Source organism: Tolypothrix sp. FACHB-123, assembly GCF_014697075.1.
Classification (GTDB): Bacteria; Cyanobacteriota; Cyanobacteriia; order Cyanobacteriales; family Nostocaceae; genus Aulosira.
Genome location: NZ_JACJRE010000059.1, coordinates 1 through 18,575, shown reverse-complemented (window position 1 = coordinate 18,575; position 18,575 = coordinate 1). Strand labels below are relative to the sequence as shown.

Genomic DNA, 18,575 nt, shown 5'->3' with positions numbered 1-18,575 from the left:
ATTGAGTGATATTAACCGAACTAGATGATATTTATTCAACCCTAATATAAGAATCAAAGGAAGCAATTAAAGCTTTAATTCTTCAAACGTTCAAAGACTACTGCTAAAAAGGAAATCAATATGTTAGTTCGTTACAACCCCTGGCAAGAATTAAACACTATTCAACGTCAACTTAATAGCCTATTTGCAGAAACAAGAGTACCAGCTACAGTTTTTTCTCAAGGTTTGATGAGAGTTCCGGCTGCTGAATTGCAAGAAACTGAAACAGCCATTCATCTCAAACTTGAACTACCAGGATTAGAAGCTAAAGACTTGGATATTCAAGTTACCGAAAAAGCTGTATATGTTAGTGGCGAGCGCAAATCAGAAACCAAAACTGAAGAAAAAGGTGTTACCAGAAGTGAATTTAACTACGGTAAATTCCAACGTGTAATTCCTCTACCTGCGCCAGTGCAAAATACTAACGTCACAGCAGATTATAAAGATGGTATCTTGAATTTGACCTTGCCTAAAACTGAGCAAGCTAAGAACAAAGTTGTTAAAGTAAATCTGGAACAACCTGCTGCGTAATTGCTAGCTTTAGAGCAACCCCATAGCTAATATAAAAGCCCAGTCAAAATGATGACTGGGCTTTTTTGAATTTGGTGTGTTTTAAAGCAATACATCAATGATTTACTATGTCATCGAAGAAGCAGAAGAGAAGGAGACAGGGAGCAGAAGGAGCTAGGAAAACATCTTCTTAGGCGCAATCTAGAACGTTCTACAATACTTAATCTTTTATTATCTACATCTTATTTTTGACTTAACCTAATAGTGAAAATTTTATCCAGACTATTTTAGTTGTGTATATTTTAACGATTTGTTTGAGCTAACTTATTTTGTTCTTAATCTTGCAAGGGAAATATTACTGATACTAGTTTAGTTAGTCCATACGGATATAGCATCCCTAAATAATTCCTGAATGACTCATACTTACGTAGGTTAAGAATTGCCAATCTACGCTGAAGCTTTTTGTCAATCTCATGGGTTCGCAATATCGACAACCTTGGAATTTGAAGTTTCATCCTTATGTTCTGGAAACTAGCTGTTAGTATCATCAAATCGACGAATTCCATCATCAGGGAGAATTGCGTTTTGTTTAATGTATTCTTCAAAAACTCAAAATTGGCATTAAACCTAACTGCAATATGTAAATTATGTCCAAATTTGTGAGTATCCCTTAACTCTAGTTTCTAGATTAAAAAGGTTTTCATGATTTATCAAGTAATTCCCAGTGAACCAAACTAACTAGTAAAAACTGATGGCGATTAACACCAAATATCCTCATCTATCTATGGTAATTGAGAAAGTACGTATCACAGGCTTGTTGTAAGTTGTATCCAACTACTCAGTTATATTGCTGTAGACAAAAATTAGTTGGCTTTTTTGACTACTGCTAGAAAACTGTTTGCTTAACAAATATTGCTAATCACAATTGAGGGAATTTTGGCATGGCTAATACACCATTCGATACAAATCAGCCTGCACAAGTAAAGGGTTTAGGCGGTTATACTGTTAACCCTATATTTACTGTGGGTGAGAAAATTGATGATTATGCGCCACCGGGAATTCTCGATGGTACAGGTGCTTTTAAACTCAATGACACCACTGTGAGATTGTTAGTTAACCACGAAGTCGCTAACAATGTCGGCTATAATTACACCCTCAAAAGTGGGGCTTCTCTTCCCGGTGCGAGAATTAGCTATTTTGATATTGATAAACGCAGTTTAAAAATAGTTGATTCTGGTTTAGCTTTTGACACAATTTACAACCGCGCTGGTGAAGTTGTCGATGCGGCTTCTGACTTAGAATTTGCTGGACTTAATCGTTTTTGTTCGGCAAATTTGATGGAAGCTAACCACTTTGGCGCGGGGATTGGATTTAGCGATCGCATTTACTTCACAGGCGAAGAAAGCGATGGTGGTACACAGTTTGCCTTAGATACTACCACTAATCAACTCTGGGCTGTACCTTGGATGGGTCGTGCTGCTTGGGAAAGTGTCACCGAGATCAACACAGGTAGCACTGATAAAGTAGCTTTATTAATCGGCGACGATCGCGGCCCAGCTCCCTTAATTTTATATGTCGGTGACAAAAACGCTAAGGGTGACGGCAGTTTCCTCGATCGCAATGGCTTGGCGCAAGGAAAGCTTTACGTTTGGGTAGCTGACGATCCCACAGATAACTCTGATTCCATTGAACTAGATCCTAGAGATTTCCAAGGTAGTGGTAACAGTCGCGCTGGTAAGTTTGTCGAGATTCAGCACTATCGCCCTGACTTAGCCGGTACAGCCGTAGATGGTACAGATGCTGATACTAGCATTCAAAATGAATTGGGTTATGATGCCCAAGGTTTTGCTACCCAAGCCCAACAAGATGCTTTAGCTAACGAAGTTAAAGCTTTCTTGTTCTCTCGTCCTGAAGATGTCGCCACCAACCCAGCAGATGGTACACAAGCTGTATTAGCTTCTACTGGTCGCACCGGTTTGTTTGATAATGCTGATACCTGGGGTACAACTTACAAAATTGATGTTGATTTCAGCAGCAACCAAATTACAGCTAGCCTCAACATTCTCTACGATGGTAATGACGAGGGTAACAAAGATTTCGGGTTACGCAGTCCTGATAACTTAGATTGGGCTGATGATGGTAAAATCTACATCCAAGAAGACCGCGCCATCGGTGCTGACCTGTTTGGTGCTACTTCTAAAGAAGAAGCTTCCATCTGGCGCATCGATCCCAGTGCTACCAACCCAGAAACCACAGCAACCCGCATAGCGCAAATCGATCGCACGGCTGTACCTTCCGGTCAAACTGACTCTAGCCCTACAGATATTGGTAACTGGGAATCTTCTGGTGTCCTTGATGTTTCCCATCTGTTTGACTACGATCCCGGCGAACTGCTACTGTTTAATGTCCAAGCACACAGCATTCGGGATGGCTCAATTATTACTGTTCCTGGTATTGATACCGATGGTGATGGGACTGTTGAACGCACAGATAACTTAGTAGAAGGCGGTCAACTCGGTTTCCTGATTGCGCCGAATGCTGTTCCTAAAGTTGAGTTAGTCGGTTTTGCTTCTCTTCCGGCTGATACCTATGGTGAGGGGCCTGCATCTGGTGAAGGAATTTCCGCCAATGGTAGAACTGGGCCTTTCCCCGGACAACCGATACAAGGTTTCAGTGGTGTCCAATTTGCTAACAGTAATTCTTTCTATTTCCTCTCAGATAATGGTTACGGTAGCAAAAATAATAGTGCTGATTTTCTGCTACGTATCCAACGTTTAGATCCCAATTTCAAGGGAACAGAAAACGGCGACGGTACTGTCAAAGTTTTAGACTACATTCAACTATCTGACCCAGATAAAAAGGTTCCTTTCAAAATTACTAATGAAGGAACTAGTGAAAGATTCCTCACCGGTGCAGACTTTGATGTTGAGTCGTTAATTCTTGATAAAGACGGTAGCTTCTGGATTGGGGAAGAGTTTGGCCCCTACCTCTTACATTTTGATCGCACTGGTAAATTATTAGAAGCTCCCATCGCCACACCCGACGAATTCAAGACTTTAGACGGTAAAGCACCAAAAGTTCTTGGTCATAGAGGTGCAAGCGGCTTTCGTCCAGAGCATACCATCGAAGCTTATAAACTAGCAATTGAGCAAGGTGCAGATTTTATTGAACCTGATTTGGTAGTGACCAAAGATGGTGTATTGATTGCTCGTCATGAACCTGCTTTAGCGATTTTAAATGCTGATGGCACTTTAAATACTAGCAATACAACCACAAATGTAGCTGAGATTGCCAAATTTAGCGATCGCAAAAAAACAGTCAATTTAGACGGAACCACAGTTACAGGATGGTTTGCTGAAGATTTCACCTTAGCGGAAATCAAAGAATTACGCGCTATTGAACGTTTATCTTTCCGCGATCAATCTTACAATGGTCAATTTGAAATTCCGACTTTAACGGAAATCATTGACTTAGTTAAAGATGTAGAAGCGCAGACAGGTAAAAAGATTGGGATTTATCCAGAAACCAAGCATCCTACCTATACTGCTAGCGAAGCTACCTATGTGGGGACTGACACCAAGATTAACCGCAATTTGGGTCAGATACTCATCGATACCCTCAAAGCTGAAAACTTCACCGATCCTAGTCGCATTTTCATCCAGTCTTTTGAAGTCGGCAATCTCAAAGAATTGCATGATATCATCATGCCTGCTGCTGGTGTAGATATCCCACTGGTACAACTTTTTGATGCTGATGGCATTGACATTAACGGTAAACTGATTGAAAATCAGCCATACGATTTCCAAGTTAGTGGTGACGAACGCACCTATGGCGATTTACGCACCCCAGAAGGTTTGGCGGAAATTGCTAAATATGCTGATGGTATTGGCCCTTGGAAACGGATGATTGTTAGTGTCAAAGGGACTGATGCTAATAATGATGGTAGGGCGGATGATGTGAATGGGGATGGTGCAGTTAATGATGCTGACAGAACAACTTTACCACCGACAACCTTAATCCAAGATGCTCATGCAGCAGGTTTACAGGTTCACCCCTACACCTTCCGCGATGAAGATTTATACCTCGCCGCCGATTACAAAGGTAATCCAGAATTAGAGTTTCAGCAGTTCATCCAACTTGGTGTTGATGCTTTCTTTACAGACTTCCCGATTACAGGAGATAAAGTCAGAGATTTCCTGAGCAATCCTGAGAATAATTTAGTCCGCTCTCCGCAAAATCCTGATGTGCTTGCTGGTCAAGCATTTGCTAACTTAGGCGGCTCGAAAGGCTTTGAAGGTGGAACAATCAACGCCAGCAAAACCAAGCTGTATATGCTGTTAGAAGGTACAGTTAATGGCGATCGCCCTGGTGATTTACGGATTAATGAATTTGACATCAAAAACCGTGAATACACTGAGAAAAAGCTGTACTACAAACTAGATAATCCCGCAAATGCGATCGGCGATTTCACCGTTGTGAATGACAATGAATACCTCGTTGTTGAAAGAGATGGCGGTCAAGGAGACACAGCTAAATTCAAGCGCGTCTATAAAGTAGACTTGTCGAAGACTAATGCTGATGGCTATGTAGAAAAGATAGAAATTGCCGATTTGTTGAATATCCAAGACCCCAATGACTTAAATGGTGATGGTAAGACAACCTTTGATTTCCCCTTTGTCACCATTGAAAATGTCTTAGTGATTGACAAAGATACCATTTTGGTAGCTAACGACAACAACTATCCTTTCTCCACCGGTCGTCCAGGAAACGATCCGCAAAATCCCCAAATCGACAACAACGAAATTCTGCTGCTGAAGTTGGAGAAACCTCTAAACCTTGCGCCTGGTGTTGGTCAACCCGCAGCATTAGATATCAATTTTGGTTCTACTGCTAGCGATGATATTACCACTCAGCCAAATCAAACTGTATTTACAGGCGATGGCGCAGATTTTGTTGAGGGGAATCAAGGTAATACAGTTCAAACTGGTAATGGAGATGACACTGTATTAGCGGGTAGCGACTCTGCTGTTTCTACTGGTGAGGGTAGCGATCAAATAGTAATTGGTGCTAATAATTCTGTTAGCAATACCAATGCTGATGCTGGCGCAGGTAACGATGAAATCACCGTAGTTGAAGCTAGTGGTAGCAATAACCTGTTTGGTGGCGCAGGTTCTGATACTTTGCAAGTAGTTGAAGGTTCCCGTCAATTCTTGTTTGGTGGTTCGGGTAACGATACCATCACGAGTAACGGTAGCAATAACCGACTTTATGGTGGTTCCGGCGATGACAAACTCTTCTCTAACAGCAATGACACCTTAGTGGGTGGTGATGGTGATGATATGTTATTTGCTGGTTCTGGTGGTGGTAATCGCTTGACTGGTGGCGCTGGTGCTGACCAATTCTGGATTGCTAATAGTAGCCTTCCTACTAACAAAAATATCGTGACTGACTTTACATCAGGAATTGATGTAATTGGATTAGGTGGTATTGGAGTAACTCAGTTCAGTGACTTGACCCTCTTACAACAAGGTAGCGATACTTTAGTGAAAATTGGCAATACAGAGGTAGTTTCATTCTTAGGAATTACCGCTAGCAGTCTAACTGATAATAATTTTGTTTTTGCATAGAATTTTGCTGAAATTTCATCAGCAAAATTAGTTAGAATTTGTTTAGGCTGTACTAATTGTCTTATGTGAGGGAGTAACTATCCCTCACTTTTTTATTGCGTTTGGCTTGTCATTTGTCTTTTTAGATGAGTTTGAATAAATTATGCTTTTTTATATATGAATATTTCATTTTTTGTTAACCAGCCTTTAATATTCATAGTAATTAAGTACAAACTTTGTTGTGTCTAGCATAAAGCGATTGTTTACAGGAGATTTATAGACAGCAATAAAGGATTGATACTTCATTTTTGAAATATTATATGTAGTAGGGTGGGTAATGCCCAATCTACAGATACGGATATTTGTTTACCCAATCAAATCGCATTTATATAGCTAGTGGTTCTGTCAAGAATTAAATATAATTGCCTAAGTTTAATATTCTCATAACCTAGAAATAATTATTTTTTAACTAGTCGCATAATAGATGTTATTTGCTATAGTTAATAAATTTAAATTCGTGATTTCTTATTAAAAATTTTATAATTTTACAAAATCAAGTATTATAAACTAACCATGTAACTGCAATTATCAATACATTGCTATACAGGTTTTTCCTGTAATTATTCAATAAAATCACTCAAAATTAAGGTGCTAAATTTAGTGCCTTAATTCTGGGCACTATAGATTTTTTAATTGTTAATTAAATTAATCCTCAATTCTGAATTAACTGAGATTTCCACATCATCATGATTATTAACGGTACTGCTAATCAAGACGAGTTATCCGCCACAACAAACGAGCAAATATTTGGTTTTGAGGGTGACGATATTATAGATAGTTCTAACGGTCAAGGAAATAATTTACTGGATGGTGGTTCTGGTAATGACCAACTTTTTGCTAACAATTACGATACCTTAAGAGGTGGAATTGGCAAAGATAATTTATTTGCTGTAGGCGATTTAGGTTTTAACACCCTTTTTGGTGAAGAAGATAGCGATCGCCTTTTTGTTGTCGAGGGTAGTCATAACCTACTCAATGGTGGTGCTGGTAATGATTTCCTCAATGCATCCAACTCCACAGGTAACAACACCTTAGAGGGTGGGGAAGGGGACGATCTGCTAATTGGCGGATTAAATAGCGATCGCTTATTTGGTGGTGCTGGTGATGATTCCTTATTTGCAGGTATAAACGGTAGCCAATTTACAGGTGGTACTGGTTTAGACCGCTTTTATTTAACTAGTGGTGGGGTTCCTGATGTACCTGTAGAAGTATTCGATTTTACTAAAACCCAAGATAAAGTCATCGTTGCTGGTATCCCAGAAGTTAAGAGATTCCAGGATTTAAAAATAGAGCAAATCTTAGTTAATGGTCAACCAGGGCCGGATACATCGATTAAAGCTGTTATCAATGGCGAATTAAAAGAATTAGGGATTTTAAGAAACGTCAAAGCTGATAGTCTCACACCAGATGACTTTGACTTTCCTGATGTCACTGACGGTACAGATAATAGTAATGCAGGGATTACCATCATCCAGACAGATGGTAGTACGAAAGTTAGCGAGGGTGGTTTAGGCGATCGCTATTCTGTAGTACTCAACAGCAAACCCCAAGCTGATGTGACAATTGCAATTACAAACGGAAAGCAAATTAAAACCAGCGTCAACAGTCTCACCTTTACCCCAGAAAACTGGAATCTGACACAAGAAGTAACGGTAATCGCGGTAGATAATGCAATTGTAGAGAGCGATCGCAACGAAACTATCGAACATACAGCGTTCAGTAGCGATGCTAACTATGACAACATAGCGATTAACCCTGTAAGTGTCAGCATTACCGATAATGATGTTCCCTTGACGAAGAGTGGGGATGTTTTCACGATTAAAGGTGAAAGCGATCGCGCCAGATTACAAATTACTCTCACCGGACATAGTTCTCAACTAGTCAATGAACTGGGAGTATATGTAGTTGATGATGCTCAAGGTACAATCAACGGTATTCCTCCCGGTGCTACGGGGTATGCACAAGCTGCATTAGAACGTGCTAGGGTAATTTTTTCTGCGATCGCCAAAATTCCCAACGGTTTCACTACTAACAATATTCAAAGTTTCCTGGAATTCAACTCAGGTGAAAACTTGAGATTTTTCTTAGTCAAAAACAGCACCATTGACGCTGTAAAATCAGGAATATCTTCTATAAATAATGTACTTCTTTCCAGTCCTACAACCCAACAAATTACAGATTTGGGTGCTGATGGTTTCTCTCTAAATTGGCGAGATAGTTCTGGTAATAATAGCAATAGTTTCCAAGATTTAGTAGTGAAGATTAAGACAACAAATAATCCATTATCTTTAGGGACAAGTCTGCAAAGCCAAACCCAAGGAGAATTGATTGATTTACGAGGAGTGACCCAACAAGTCAAAGCTGAATTTATAGTTAATCGCGAAGCCGCTTTTGATAACTTTGTTGGCTTTTATCAAGCAATTGATGCAAATGGTGGCATTGATATTAATAACGATGGTACAGCAGATATCATGCCTGGACAAGCGGGTTACGCTCAAGCAGCAGTGCGCGGACGTGTCGCTGGAATTAACTTGACAGCTAATAATCAAAGTACAGCAACTTATAACGGCATTTTTCAGCCTGGTTATATATTCGTGCCATTCATTATTATTAATGGCAGACCCGATGCAGTAATTGATAATAATCCGAATAATAATCCTACCGTTTACTTCCCATTCTTAGGCGCTAATTCTGACAAATATGACCATATTCGCCTGTTAGGAAATAATATCTTTGGATTTGAGGACTTAGCCAATGGCGGTGATGGCGATTTTAACGATGTCATTGTCAAAGTTAATTTAAGCATAGCTTAGTGCTTTGTTCTATTTATTTTGCTGCTTTCCTAGATCCCCACCAACTCCTCACTGAAATCTCAATAAATAGTTCATTTTAATCATTAAATAAACTTGCGTTAATGTTTGTCACATAAATATATATTCATGATGTTTTATGCATTGACAAGCAGATTATATGAAGTTTAACGCGCCATTAATTAACAGTTATTAGCTGTACAAAAAACAAGACTGAGTTAAATATATGCAGTTTTTCTGAACTAATTGCTCAATTTATCGGCAATAACTTAAACATGGAGAATAAGTAATGAAAGGACGCTTTCACCCAAAAAATAATGTCAGCCTCAACCCTTCCACTAACGAATCAATTCGTGATGTCATCGATCGGATGAGTGTCAGCCGTCGGCGCTTCCTCATAACAGCCGCCAGCACAGCCGCCTTAACCGTCGTCGGTGATATATCTATTGGTGGCTTAATCCAAACCGTCGAAGCCTCGAACATTCGCAAAAGTAAAGGATTTGCTGGTATTGGCTTCAAGAGTATTCCACCAAATCTGCGTGTTGGTGACAAGCTAGAAAAGGATCTCGTCAGCGTTCCTCGTGGTTATACAGCTAAAGTACTCGTAGCTTGGGGAGATCCCATTGCTTCTGGCGGCCCGACTTGGCTAGCTAATGCTTCCCAAGATGCAGCTGCACAGGAAAAACAGTTTGGGATGCACGCCGATGGTATGCACTATTTCCCCCTCTCTCCAGGAAACGTTGTAGGTCGTACAGTCAGTTCACAAGCCAGATCCTTAAGAGGCTTTATCAACCAACAAATTAATAATGGTTTGTTGTGTGTCAACCATGAGTACACCCAAGAATCAATTCTCCATAGTGATGGTCTAGATCCAGTCTCAATTGCTAAGGTGCGGAAATCTCAGGCGGCTCATGGTGTATCGGTTGTAGAAATTTCTCGGCAAGGTAAGGAATGGAAATATAATCCGAATTCACCCTATGGTCGCCGCATCACTGCTAACACCGAAATGCGAATTTCTGGCCCTGCGGCTGGCGATCCACTGTTGAAATCGAAAAAGTTTAATATTAGACCTGATGGTTCTGTTGACACCGGCAGATTTAACGACGGTTACACCGCCTACGGTACAGTTAATAACTGCGCTAATGGTTACACACCTTGGGGTACTTATTTAACCTGTGAAGAGAATTGGAATGGCTATTTTGGAAACAATGGAGAGGCCTTAGTTTCTACTCCCGGAATCCCAGACGCAGAGGTTCTTGCAGGACAGAATCGTTACGGTCTTTCCGCCTCTGGTGCTGGCTATAAATGGTATCAAGCCGATCCACGTTTCAACAACCGCACCAACCCCCTCGAATCCCATTCATTTGGCTGGGTAGTAGAAATTGATCCTTACGATCCACAAAGCAAACCAGTTAAGCGTACTGCCCTTGGTAGATTCAAGCATGAAAGCGCTCAGGTTGTGGTCGATGACAGAAATAATGTGGCTTTTTATATGGGAGACGACGAACGCAACGAATATATCTATAAGTTCGTTTGTTCCCAGCGTTTGAATCCAGGAAATCGTAATGCTAACCGCGATTTACTTGACAATGGGGTGTTATACGTTGCCAAGTTTAACGATAACGGTACTGGCCAATGGATTCCTTTAGTACATGGTCAACCAGGTCTGAGAGCCGAAAATGGTTTTAAAAACCAAGCTGAAGTCCTGATCAAAACTCGTGAGGCTGCGGATCGAGTCGGTGCAACCATGATGGATAGACCAGAATGGACAGCAGTACGCCCTCGCATTGGTGGGTATAAAGAGATTGAAGTTTACTGTACATTGACCAACAATACCCGTCGGGGTACAACTCCAGTCTCCGTCAACAATGCCGATGGATCAACAGGCGCAGGTAGTGCGCGTCCCCCTGTGGATAATGCTAACCCTCGTCCTGACAACCGTTACGGTCACATCATTCGTTGGCGTGAAGACGGACGTACTGTCACAGCGACAACTTTCACATGGGATATTTTCTTTGAAGCCGGTGATAAAACTCGCACAGAATCCAATCTTCAAGGAAATATTAAAGGCGATGACTTAAGTTCACCAGATGGTTTGTGGTTTGATGACTTCGGTCGCTTATGGATTCAGACCGACCACGCAGGTGATGGTACTGGTGATTTGGTAAATATTGGTAGCAATACAATGTCTTGTGCTGACCCCAACACCAAACAGGTTAGACGCTTCTTAACCAGTCCTACAGATTGTGAAGTCACAGGTATAACTAGCACCCCTGACGGAAAAGCGATGTTCATTAATATTCAGCATCCAGGTGATAGTGGGGATACCTTGAACCCCACCAAAACTAGTGATTGGCCAGCTAGTCAAGGTTATGGCCCATCCGGTAGACCACGTTCTGCAACTGTGGTGATTACTCGCAATGATGGTGGTGTGATTGGTGGAATGTAACAAAAATTAGCGAAAATCCCCGTTCTATAACTAGACGGGGATTTTGCTTTGAGTTAAAAACGAGATATTCTCGAATTTCTCTAGATAACTAAGCTGCAAGTTTTGTAGCTTTTTTTTTGCGTTTCATCCATAATCCCATTAAAGTTGCGATCGCAGTTCCGCCAACAGTCAGTGGTTCGGGTACTTGATAGCTAACTGTACCTACCTGTGTTGCATTGACAGATTGGTTCAGCAGATAAAATCTGTTTCCACCTTCATTGGGGTTATTGAGATTATCAGATGCGATCGCAAACTTGTCAGCCACAAAATAGCTTAATCCCTGAAGCGCACCATTGTTAAAAGTAAGAATGGGGAAAGAGTCAAAATCAAAATCATCTTTTTCTGTATAATTCTTACCCAAATAATTAAAATTCAGAGCTAATCCGTTTTCCACTCCGATAGTTTCCAGACCTGTATTGGTTAAAGTTGAGTCATCATAACGAAAAGACCCAAAATATCTACCAGGATTATTTCCTGATGTAGCATCTACTTTGAACTTGTAATTAATAATTGCAGCTTGTGTTGGTTGAGCAGCGCCAATAGCAACAATAGATATAGCGGTTGCCATAGTAGCAACAACTAAGTTTTTAGCTGATTTCATCGAATAATACTCCTAAGATTAGTAGGAATGATGTTGAGAGATTTGATGCATCAGCTTTAACTTAAATATCTTAGGTTAAGAGGTATAAAATAAATGGTTAATAAAATAAAATATAATGTCAAATATTGCTAATATGGCAATCATATTTCGGTTGTGAAAAATATCGGTTTTAGCTGTTTGCTGTTGACTGTTAACGGTTAATAGAGGATGTTTTAAAAGTTATCAAATCTTTCCCAATAAACCAGAAAATTTGTTTTTTCTCTCTGCTTCACGCCAGTTACTACAACTTGGGAAACCCGCGTAACTTTCTTTTGTGCTTCTGTGGTTGAAAAGTAATCTATCAAAAGATTCTTCTGGAATTTCAAGTAGTTAACAGTTAACCGTCAACCGTCAACCGTCAACCGTCAACCGTCAACCGTCAACCGTCAACCGTCAACCGTCAACCATCAACCGTTAACCGTCAACAATAGTATTAATTGCTAATTTGCTTAATCTTGACCTTAATCCCGTATTCTGGGCGGAGTGTAATTGAGGGTTGGGGGATAATTGGGAACCCTGGGACTAATTCAATTTGGAAGCGTTGGGCGATGGTAGCTAATAATAAAGCAGCTTCCATTTGTGCAAACCCCTTACCAATACAAATACGGGGGCCATCACCAAAAGGAAAATATACACCTCTGGGTAATTGCTTCTCAAATTCTTCTGTCCACCGTTCTGGTTGAAAAACTTCGGGATCGGGAAAGTATTGAGGATGGCGATGCATTACCCACTGACTAATCATAATTGTTGTTCCCTGGGCAATTTCATAGTCGCCAATTGTGGTATCTTGCACAGCTTCTCGTCCTATGAGGGAAACTGGAGGATACAACCGCATAGATTCTTTAATTACTTGCTGGGTGTAAGGTAAGCGAGATAAATCTTGGATCGTGGGTAAGTTTCCTTGGAGAACTTGGTTTAACTCTGCTAAGAGTTTTTCTTGAACTTCTGGATGTTGCGATAACAGCATCCATGTCCAGGATAAAGTATTAGCGGTGGTTTCATGACCTGCCAGCATTAAGGTTGCTACTTCATCTCGCAGCAGCTTGTCGTCCATTTGTTCCTGGGTTTCTTCATCCCGTGCTTCCATCAGCATAGAAAGCAAATCGTTAGTTTTTTCACCACTCTGACGGCGATCGCTAATTAGTTGATAAATAGCTGCATCCATTTGCGCCACAGCATCACGATAGCGGATGTTTTCCGGCCTGGGGAACCATTCCCAAACTAAAAAATTCTGTCGTCGCTTGCTTTCAAACCAGTGCATTGCTACATCTAAAGCATTAGCAACAACTTTAGTTTCACCAGCATCGACATCGGTGTTAAAAATACACTTCATCACAATCGCCAAAGTCAGCCGCATCATATCTGCATGAATATCGTGAACTTCGCCATCTTGCCAAGTCTGCAACATGCGGTTGGTGTACTCTACCATTGTTTCCCCATATTCATTAATCCGCCTTTGGTGAAATACGGGTTGAGCTAGACGACGCTGCGATAACCAAGATTCTCCTTCTGCGGTTAACAACCCTTCACCTAGTAGAGTTTTTAATACCCGAAAGCCTCGACTTTTAATAAAAGTTTCGCGATTTTTGAGAACTTCTTCAATATATTCAGGATTGGTGAGTAAACAACAAGGTGTTAATCCTAAGCGTAACGGTACAATATCACCATAATCGCGGCAACGAGTCAGAAAACCTAATGGATCTTCTCCCAATTCTACTAAATGTCCCACTATTGAGTTAATTGGTGGTGCTGATAACTCAACAATATCTTGTGTCATGCAGTTATTCTCCAGACTAATCTGTCTTTTTGAAGGTTAATGTACTCAGCAATATAATTCCTCATCAAAAAGAAAGATTTATTAGCAGAAATACTTATTCTCATACCAAAGAAGTGTAAGGGAACGCAGAGTTCACTGTTCCCGAAAATCTGCGCATTCTCAATGTAGTCAACAATCGCTTAACTTTACGTAGTGGAATTACTTACGATTCTAGATAGTTAGCGATCGCTTGATAGAGCAAACATGAGGTACAAAAATCAATCAGACGAAAGTCATGGATAAAATCATGACTTTCTCTACATCCGGCTTGGAAGAATTGCTGTTTAAAATTGTGATACCTCAACAGAGCAAACCAGAAGCCAATCAAGCTTATTTAGAATTTTAACTATTTGTAATATGATGCAAGCTGCTAGTAATTCTTCAAATCCTGCTCCTCGTTTACAACAGTTTTTGAATTTGATAGATCGCATTAGTGACGCACAAGGGCTGAGTGTTCCCCAAATTGTTGATATAGAAAAATTGCGGACTTTACCTCCAGGTACTTTTGGTAGAACTTGGGTAGAGTTTCTTAACGAACACAATTTGCAACCTTTCACCACTGGCTCCCGCCGTAAACAATTGCATGACGGCGTTCATACCCTGACAGGCTATGGTACAGATTCCATAGGTGAGTTAGAAGTACAGGCATTTTTATTAGGAGCTAAGTTTAATGTATTTAACCTGCTGCTAGGGTTGGGACTGTTGCGAATGATGAGGAAACAAATGCCAAATCTACAACAGTGCGATTGGCAGAGACTACAAACAGCTTACAAACGCGGTCATAACTCCAACTTTGACCCAGATACATGGAAGCCAGAGTTACTATGGCATTTACCTACCTCTGAAGTACAAGCACTATTTCACATTTCTCGATCAACCTGCAAGCCTAAAGATTGAAGAAAGCGAGTCTAACACGCTCTATAGGGCAATCATATCTAAATAAGTAGCTCGGTGTTAAAAATTGTCATTATGACAAGGCAGAAGGCAGAGGGCAGAAGGCAGAAGGAAAGAGGTTATAATTGAGACAGGCGTACACCACCAGATGCGATCGCTCCCCTACCCCCTGCCTAAATAGCGATGGCATATTTTTTTAGTTGGAAGTCCCTTTAAACTCGCCCCATCCCTAAAAGAACTGCGATTTCGCGAGTATAGGGCATCCAGTCGCTAGAAAAAATACTAAACACCTGGTAGCTTACCGAAATATATCAGTAACAGAATTGCTGAGATTGACAACCATAAGTTCTTTGAAAGTTCTTGAGCGTACTTGAACTTCTCAAAATCATTAGAAAATGGGGCTTTTCCCTTCTCAAATAAGAAACAAAATTCAAACCACAACCATGTAGGTGGAACAATAATCCACAAACCTAGTAACCCCTTTTTGATTTCGTCTGGCCAATTAAACAAAATAGCACCGACAACGGAAATCAAAAGTAGAATAATAGTTGCTCTGGCAAAGTTTTCTGTGGGACTGCGTTTAGAAAAATTCATATATATAAATAGGAAGGCGATATTCTCAAGAAGCCGCCAAAGGGCGAATGCCGAAAGCAGGCGTTCCGCCATCGCATTCTGGCACAACGGATATTCAACCGTAAAGGCAATCTCAAACACAAAAAACTTTCTGCTAACGGGAATTTAGTTCTCAAACCGCAATTTGTTTTCTCAAACTGAGGTTTGCTTTCTCATTTCGGTATATTTAGCAAGCAAAAGCTAATATTGCTTTCTCAAACTGGAGTTTGCTTTCTCATTTCGGTATATTTAGCAAGTAAAAGCTGATATTGCTTTCTCAAACTGGAGTTTGCTTTCTCATTTCGGTATATTTAGCAAGTAAAAGCTGATATTGCTTTCTCAAACTGGAGTTTGCTTTCTCTTTTCCGTATATTTAAGTAGCTTGGTGTTAAAAATTGTTGTTATGACAAGGCAGAAGGAAAGAGGTTTCCATTCTCCGGCTGGAAATGCAGATTTGTGGGCTACCACCTCGTCTGCTGTTGATAAGCTATTCTGCTTTTACAGCATATTTCAGGTAAATGAGCGCTTCGGGGCATGGCAGTGCCAATGCCCCTACAATTAACGATTATCTGTACCTCACCAACTTGCAATTCGCTGTAAGTTGCACAATCCATTGTGAGGGCTGTTGACAAATGACAATTAACAGTCAACAGTCAACTGTCAACAGTTAACAGCCCTTATTAGTAATTATGCAATCTAGACGCGCATTAGCTTAATTAAGATTCTATTGGCTCAATCTCCCACCATTTTTGAGCAAAAGGTTGTCTGCGGGTATTGGTACCGCAATGAATTTCTCCTCTAGCGCGAAAATAAGGATTCCAATCATCGATAAAGTGACAAACTAAACCCAAGGGTTCTAAAAGACCTTTGACATAAGCTTCAAATTGACATTCTTGATTGACTTTGGGGCCAAATGGTTTGGGAATACCCAGATGTTGATTGAGCACGATGGCGTTTACCATGTTGGGGAAAAAAGTTTCTGCTCGCCCATAGCCATCATCTGCAAATAAACCTGGGATGTGGATAATGTCTTCATCGCCTAACTCTAATTGCTCTTGCAAAACTTCTCGATTCCAATTAATGTATTCTTGAAATCGCTGGTTCTGACTAGTTAATTCTTGATTATCGAGAATAGCTGCCACGCTAATATCAGCAGGCTGATTAAAAAGTTGTTTTCCTTGGCGCAACAATACCTGAGAATGTCCTTCATTGCGTAGGCGGTTGAGAATTTCATAACATTTGTCAGGACTGGCTAAAAGTAGCTTAAATCCTTTCTGGGTAGGTGCAGGTACAAAAGTCATAAATTCATCAATGTGTCCGACACTTAGCCAGTCAGAAAAAATTTCCAATGGTGCTTGAATTTTTTGACCATAGAGAAAGTCTCGCAAAACTTTTAACATCCGTCGCGGTTGTTCGTGGATTATTTCTTTACGAGTTCCGCCAAATATCATGCGACCAAAAGGATAATGAACGCCTTTGACTGTGACTGGGGGAGAAACTTCTAAATTCCCAAAAGAGTCTAATTTTGTGGCTTCGCGCTGGCTTTTGCGCGTGACATAACCAAAGTCAATTCCTAAAAGTTTGCGTTTGGGAAAATGAACTAATCCGCGATCGCGTGGTGAATCAAATACTACATGCATCAGGTGTCCTGGTGCTTGAGCGTAACCAATTTCAATTTCGTCTTGCATCCAAGGATCGTCCTGATGAAACTCATAAGGAACAATATCTAGTTGGGCGTTAGCTTGGGCGACAACTTTTCTTAACTCCTCAATAAATTCTGCGTTAAATCCTTTAGATAAGCGCGAAACATACACAGTTTTTGGGGGTAAAGTATTAGGAGTCATGATCCAAGGAGCGACGCGAAAAACTACGCGATCGCTGTAGACAGTTTTTCCTTCTTTCAAGAGATTTAAACTAATCTCAACTATGCCATCAAAATCGTAATCGGGATAACTCAACCCCTCAACAGCCAGGATAATATCGCGGTCTGTATTCCTAATTTTGGCCTTTGTTCGTCCCGGCCCAATTAACTCATAACCATCTCTATCTAATTCGTCATAAATGCGAATACGTTGAGCAGTATCTCGGTTAACTGACAAATAAAGTTCGTAATCAGAAGGCAAATTTTTTAAACCAACTTTCCGAACGATCGCAAAGCTAAAATCTTTGAGATCCAGCAGTCCTCTGATATAGTTTTCTTCGCTATCGTGCTGTTCATCAGCATGAACCGTATCGCGATCGCTATTCACTAATAAAACTGCACCATGACCGTTAATTCCCCATTGCCAATCTCCTTTATGGGGATGATTTTCTTCAATAATGCCATCTCGATCTGCATCCACATCTAAACAAATCCGCAGACAAGTTAGCTTGAAGAGAACTTGACCCAACAAACGACCAGCATCATCTTGAAAGGTGATTTGTAAAGAACGGTCTTCTAATACATCGCTAAAAGTTCTGGCGTTCAGAGTAATTTCGGGAATTTGTTCTAGAGGAATCAGGGTTTTAATTGCTATTTCAGACTGTCCATGAGATGAAATTTCAATTTCTCCGCGAGTTTCTAAATTCACAAATTTAGTGTTAGCCGGAGCGAGATTTTGTAAAGATACTTGCAATGGCTGACCAACAACTAAAACTTCTACGTATTCGCGAATACTTTCTCTAGAGCGCGAGCTACGACCATTGAAATCTTCAACTTGCAATAAAGTTCTCATAATTTTCTGATAATCTAGTGAACTTGTGTAACTACTTCACTGTCCGCAAACTGATTTTCAGACTAGCTAATCGGAAAATTTTATACTGAACGAATCTGTTTAATTCTACTAAAAAAATTCCCGAAATTTCCGATGAGAGTTACAAAAGCAGATTTTTCAGGGAAATTATAGCCAGTATTTTAACGAGTATAAGTTGGGATTACTGAGTATGATGGAGCATGGCAGCCATTCTTTGTAACTTTCTGCCGACTTCTTCTATCGTGTAAAAAAAAGTCAAAAACCGCAGTAAGGGACTTCCAGAAAATAAACTATTCCATTAACAAGAATGATAATCATTTTAAGGGGGGAATGAAGGGGCTGCCGTCGGCAGCCCCTTCATTCCCCTT

Annotated in this window: 9 protein-coding genes; 5 read left to right on the top strand and 4 right to left on the bottom strand. The window is 40.4% G+C overall.

Annotated features, from left to right (window positions below; genetic code table 11):
- Positions 1-120 precede the first annotated feature (120 nt).
- The 4 genes from H6G41_RS27520 (at position 121) to H6G41_RS27500 (ending at position 11,474) form a co-directional block, all read left to right on the top strand.
- On the top strand, positions 121-570 hold the full coding sequence (locus tag H6G41_RS27520; RefSeq protein WP_190750579.1) for an Hsp20/alpha crystallin family protein: 450 nt from the start codon (positions 121-123) through the stop codon (positions 568-570).
- Between the two features lie 920 nt (positions 571-1,490).
- Entirely contained in the window at positions 1,491-6,176 is a 4,686-nt protein-coding gene (locus H6G41_RS27510; protein ID WP_242038072.1) for an esterase-like activity of phytase family protein, read from the top strand.
- Positions 6,177-6,901: 725 nt separating this feature from the next.
- Positions 6,902-9,028: a DUF4114 domain-containing protein gene (locus H6G41_RS27505; RefSeq protein ID WP_190750576.1), complete on the top strand. Its 2,127-nt coding sequence runs from the start codon at positions 6,902-6,904 to the stop codon at positions 9,026-9,028.
- A 286-nt stretch (positions 9,029-9,314) separates the two neighbouring features.
- The gene (locus tag H6G41_RS27500; RefSeq protein WP_190750574.1) at positions 9,315-11,474 is read left to right on the top strand and encodes a PhoX family phosphatase; all 2,160 of its coding nucleotides are present in this window, start codon (positions 9,315-9,317) and stop codon (positions 11,472-11,474) included.
- A gap of 88 nt (positions 11,475-11,562) precedes the next feature.
- On the opposite strand, the gene H6G41_RS27495 is transcribed toward H6G41_RS27500, so the two are convergent.
- Together H6G41_RS27495 and H6G41_RS27490 are read right to left on the bottom strand one after the other, a co-directional pair.
- Positions 11,563-12,114 (bottom strand): PEP-CTERM sorting domain-containing protein, encoded by a 552-nt coding sequence (locus H6G41_RS27495; protein ID WP_190750572.1) that lies wholly within the window; start codon positions 12,112-12,114, stop codon positions 11,563-11,565.
- A gap of 472 nt (positions 12,115-12,586) precedes the next feature.
- Positions 12,587-13,930 carry a cytochrome P450 gene (locus tag H6G41_RS27490; protein WP_190750570.1) on the bottom strand — a complete coding sequence of 448 codons (1,344 nt, stop codon included), beginning with the start codon at positions 13,928-13,930 and terminating at the stop codon, positions 12,587-12,589.
- Between the two features lie 396 nt (positions 13,931-14,326).
- On the opposite strand from H6G41_RS27490, the gene H6G41_RS27485 reads away from it, so the two are divergent.
- The gene (locus H6G41_RS27485) at positions 14,327-14,866 is read left to right on the top strand and encodes a ubiquinone biosynthesis protein COQ4 (protein ID WP_242038071.1); all 540 of its coding nucleotides are present in this window, start codon (positions 14,327-14,329) and stop codon (positions 14,864-14,866) included.
- A gap of 279 nt (positions 14,867-15,145) precedes the next feature.
- Here H6G41_RS27485 and H6G41_RS27480 read toward each other — a convergent pair whose 3' ends face one another.
- Positions 15,146-15,577, bottom strand: coding sequence for a hypothetical protein (locus H6G41_RS27480; protein ID WP_190750568.1), 432 nt, complete (start codon positions 15,575-15,577; stop codon positions 15,146-15,148).
- Positions 15,578-16,191: 614 nt separating this feature from the next.
- Positions 16,192-18,189, bottom strand: coding sequence for a protein-arginine deiminase family protein (locus H6G41_RS27475; RefSeq protein ID WP_190750565.1), 1,998 nt, complete (start codon positions 18,187-18,189; stop codon positions 16,192-16,194).
- Between the last annotated feature and the right edge of the window lie 386 nt (positions 18,190-18,575).

Coding starts and splice junctions, on each gene's coding strand:
- H6G41_RS27500 (WP_190750574.1), top strand. CDS start 9,315: ATGAAAGGACGCTTTCACCCAAAAAATAATGTCAGCCTCAACCCTTCC.
- H6G41_RS27520 (WP_190750579.1), top strand. CDS start 121: ATGTTAGTTCGTTACAACCCCTGGCAAGAATTAAACACTATTCAACGT.
- H6G41_RS27490 (WP_190750570.1), bottom strand. CDS start 13,930: ATGACACAAGATATTGTTGAGTTATCAGCACCACCAATTAACTCAATA.
- H6G41_RS27485 (WP_242038071.1), top strand. CDS start 14,327: ATGATGCAAGCTGCTAGTAATTCTTCAAATCCTGCTCCTCGTTTACAA.
- H6G41_RS27510 (WP_242038072.1), top strand. CDS start 1,491: ATGGCTAATACACCATTCGATACAAATCAGCCTGCACAAGTAAAGGGT.
- H6G41_RS27505 (WP_190750576.1), top strand. CDS start 6,902: ATGATTATTAACGGTACTGCTAATCAAGACGAGTTATCCGCCACAACA.
- H6G41_RS27495 (WP_190750572.1), bottom strand. CDS start 12,114: ATGAAATCAGCTAAAAACTTAGTTGTTGCTACTATGGCAACCGCTATA.
- H6G41_RS27475 (WP_190750565.1), bottom strand. CDS start 18,189: ATGAGAACTTTATTGCAAGTTGAAGATTTCAATGGTCGTAGCTCGCGC.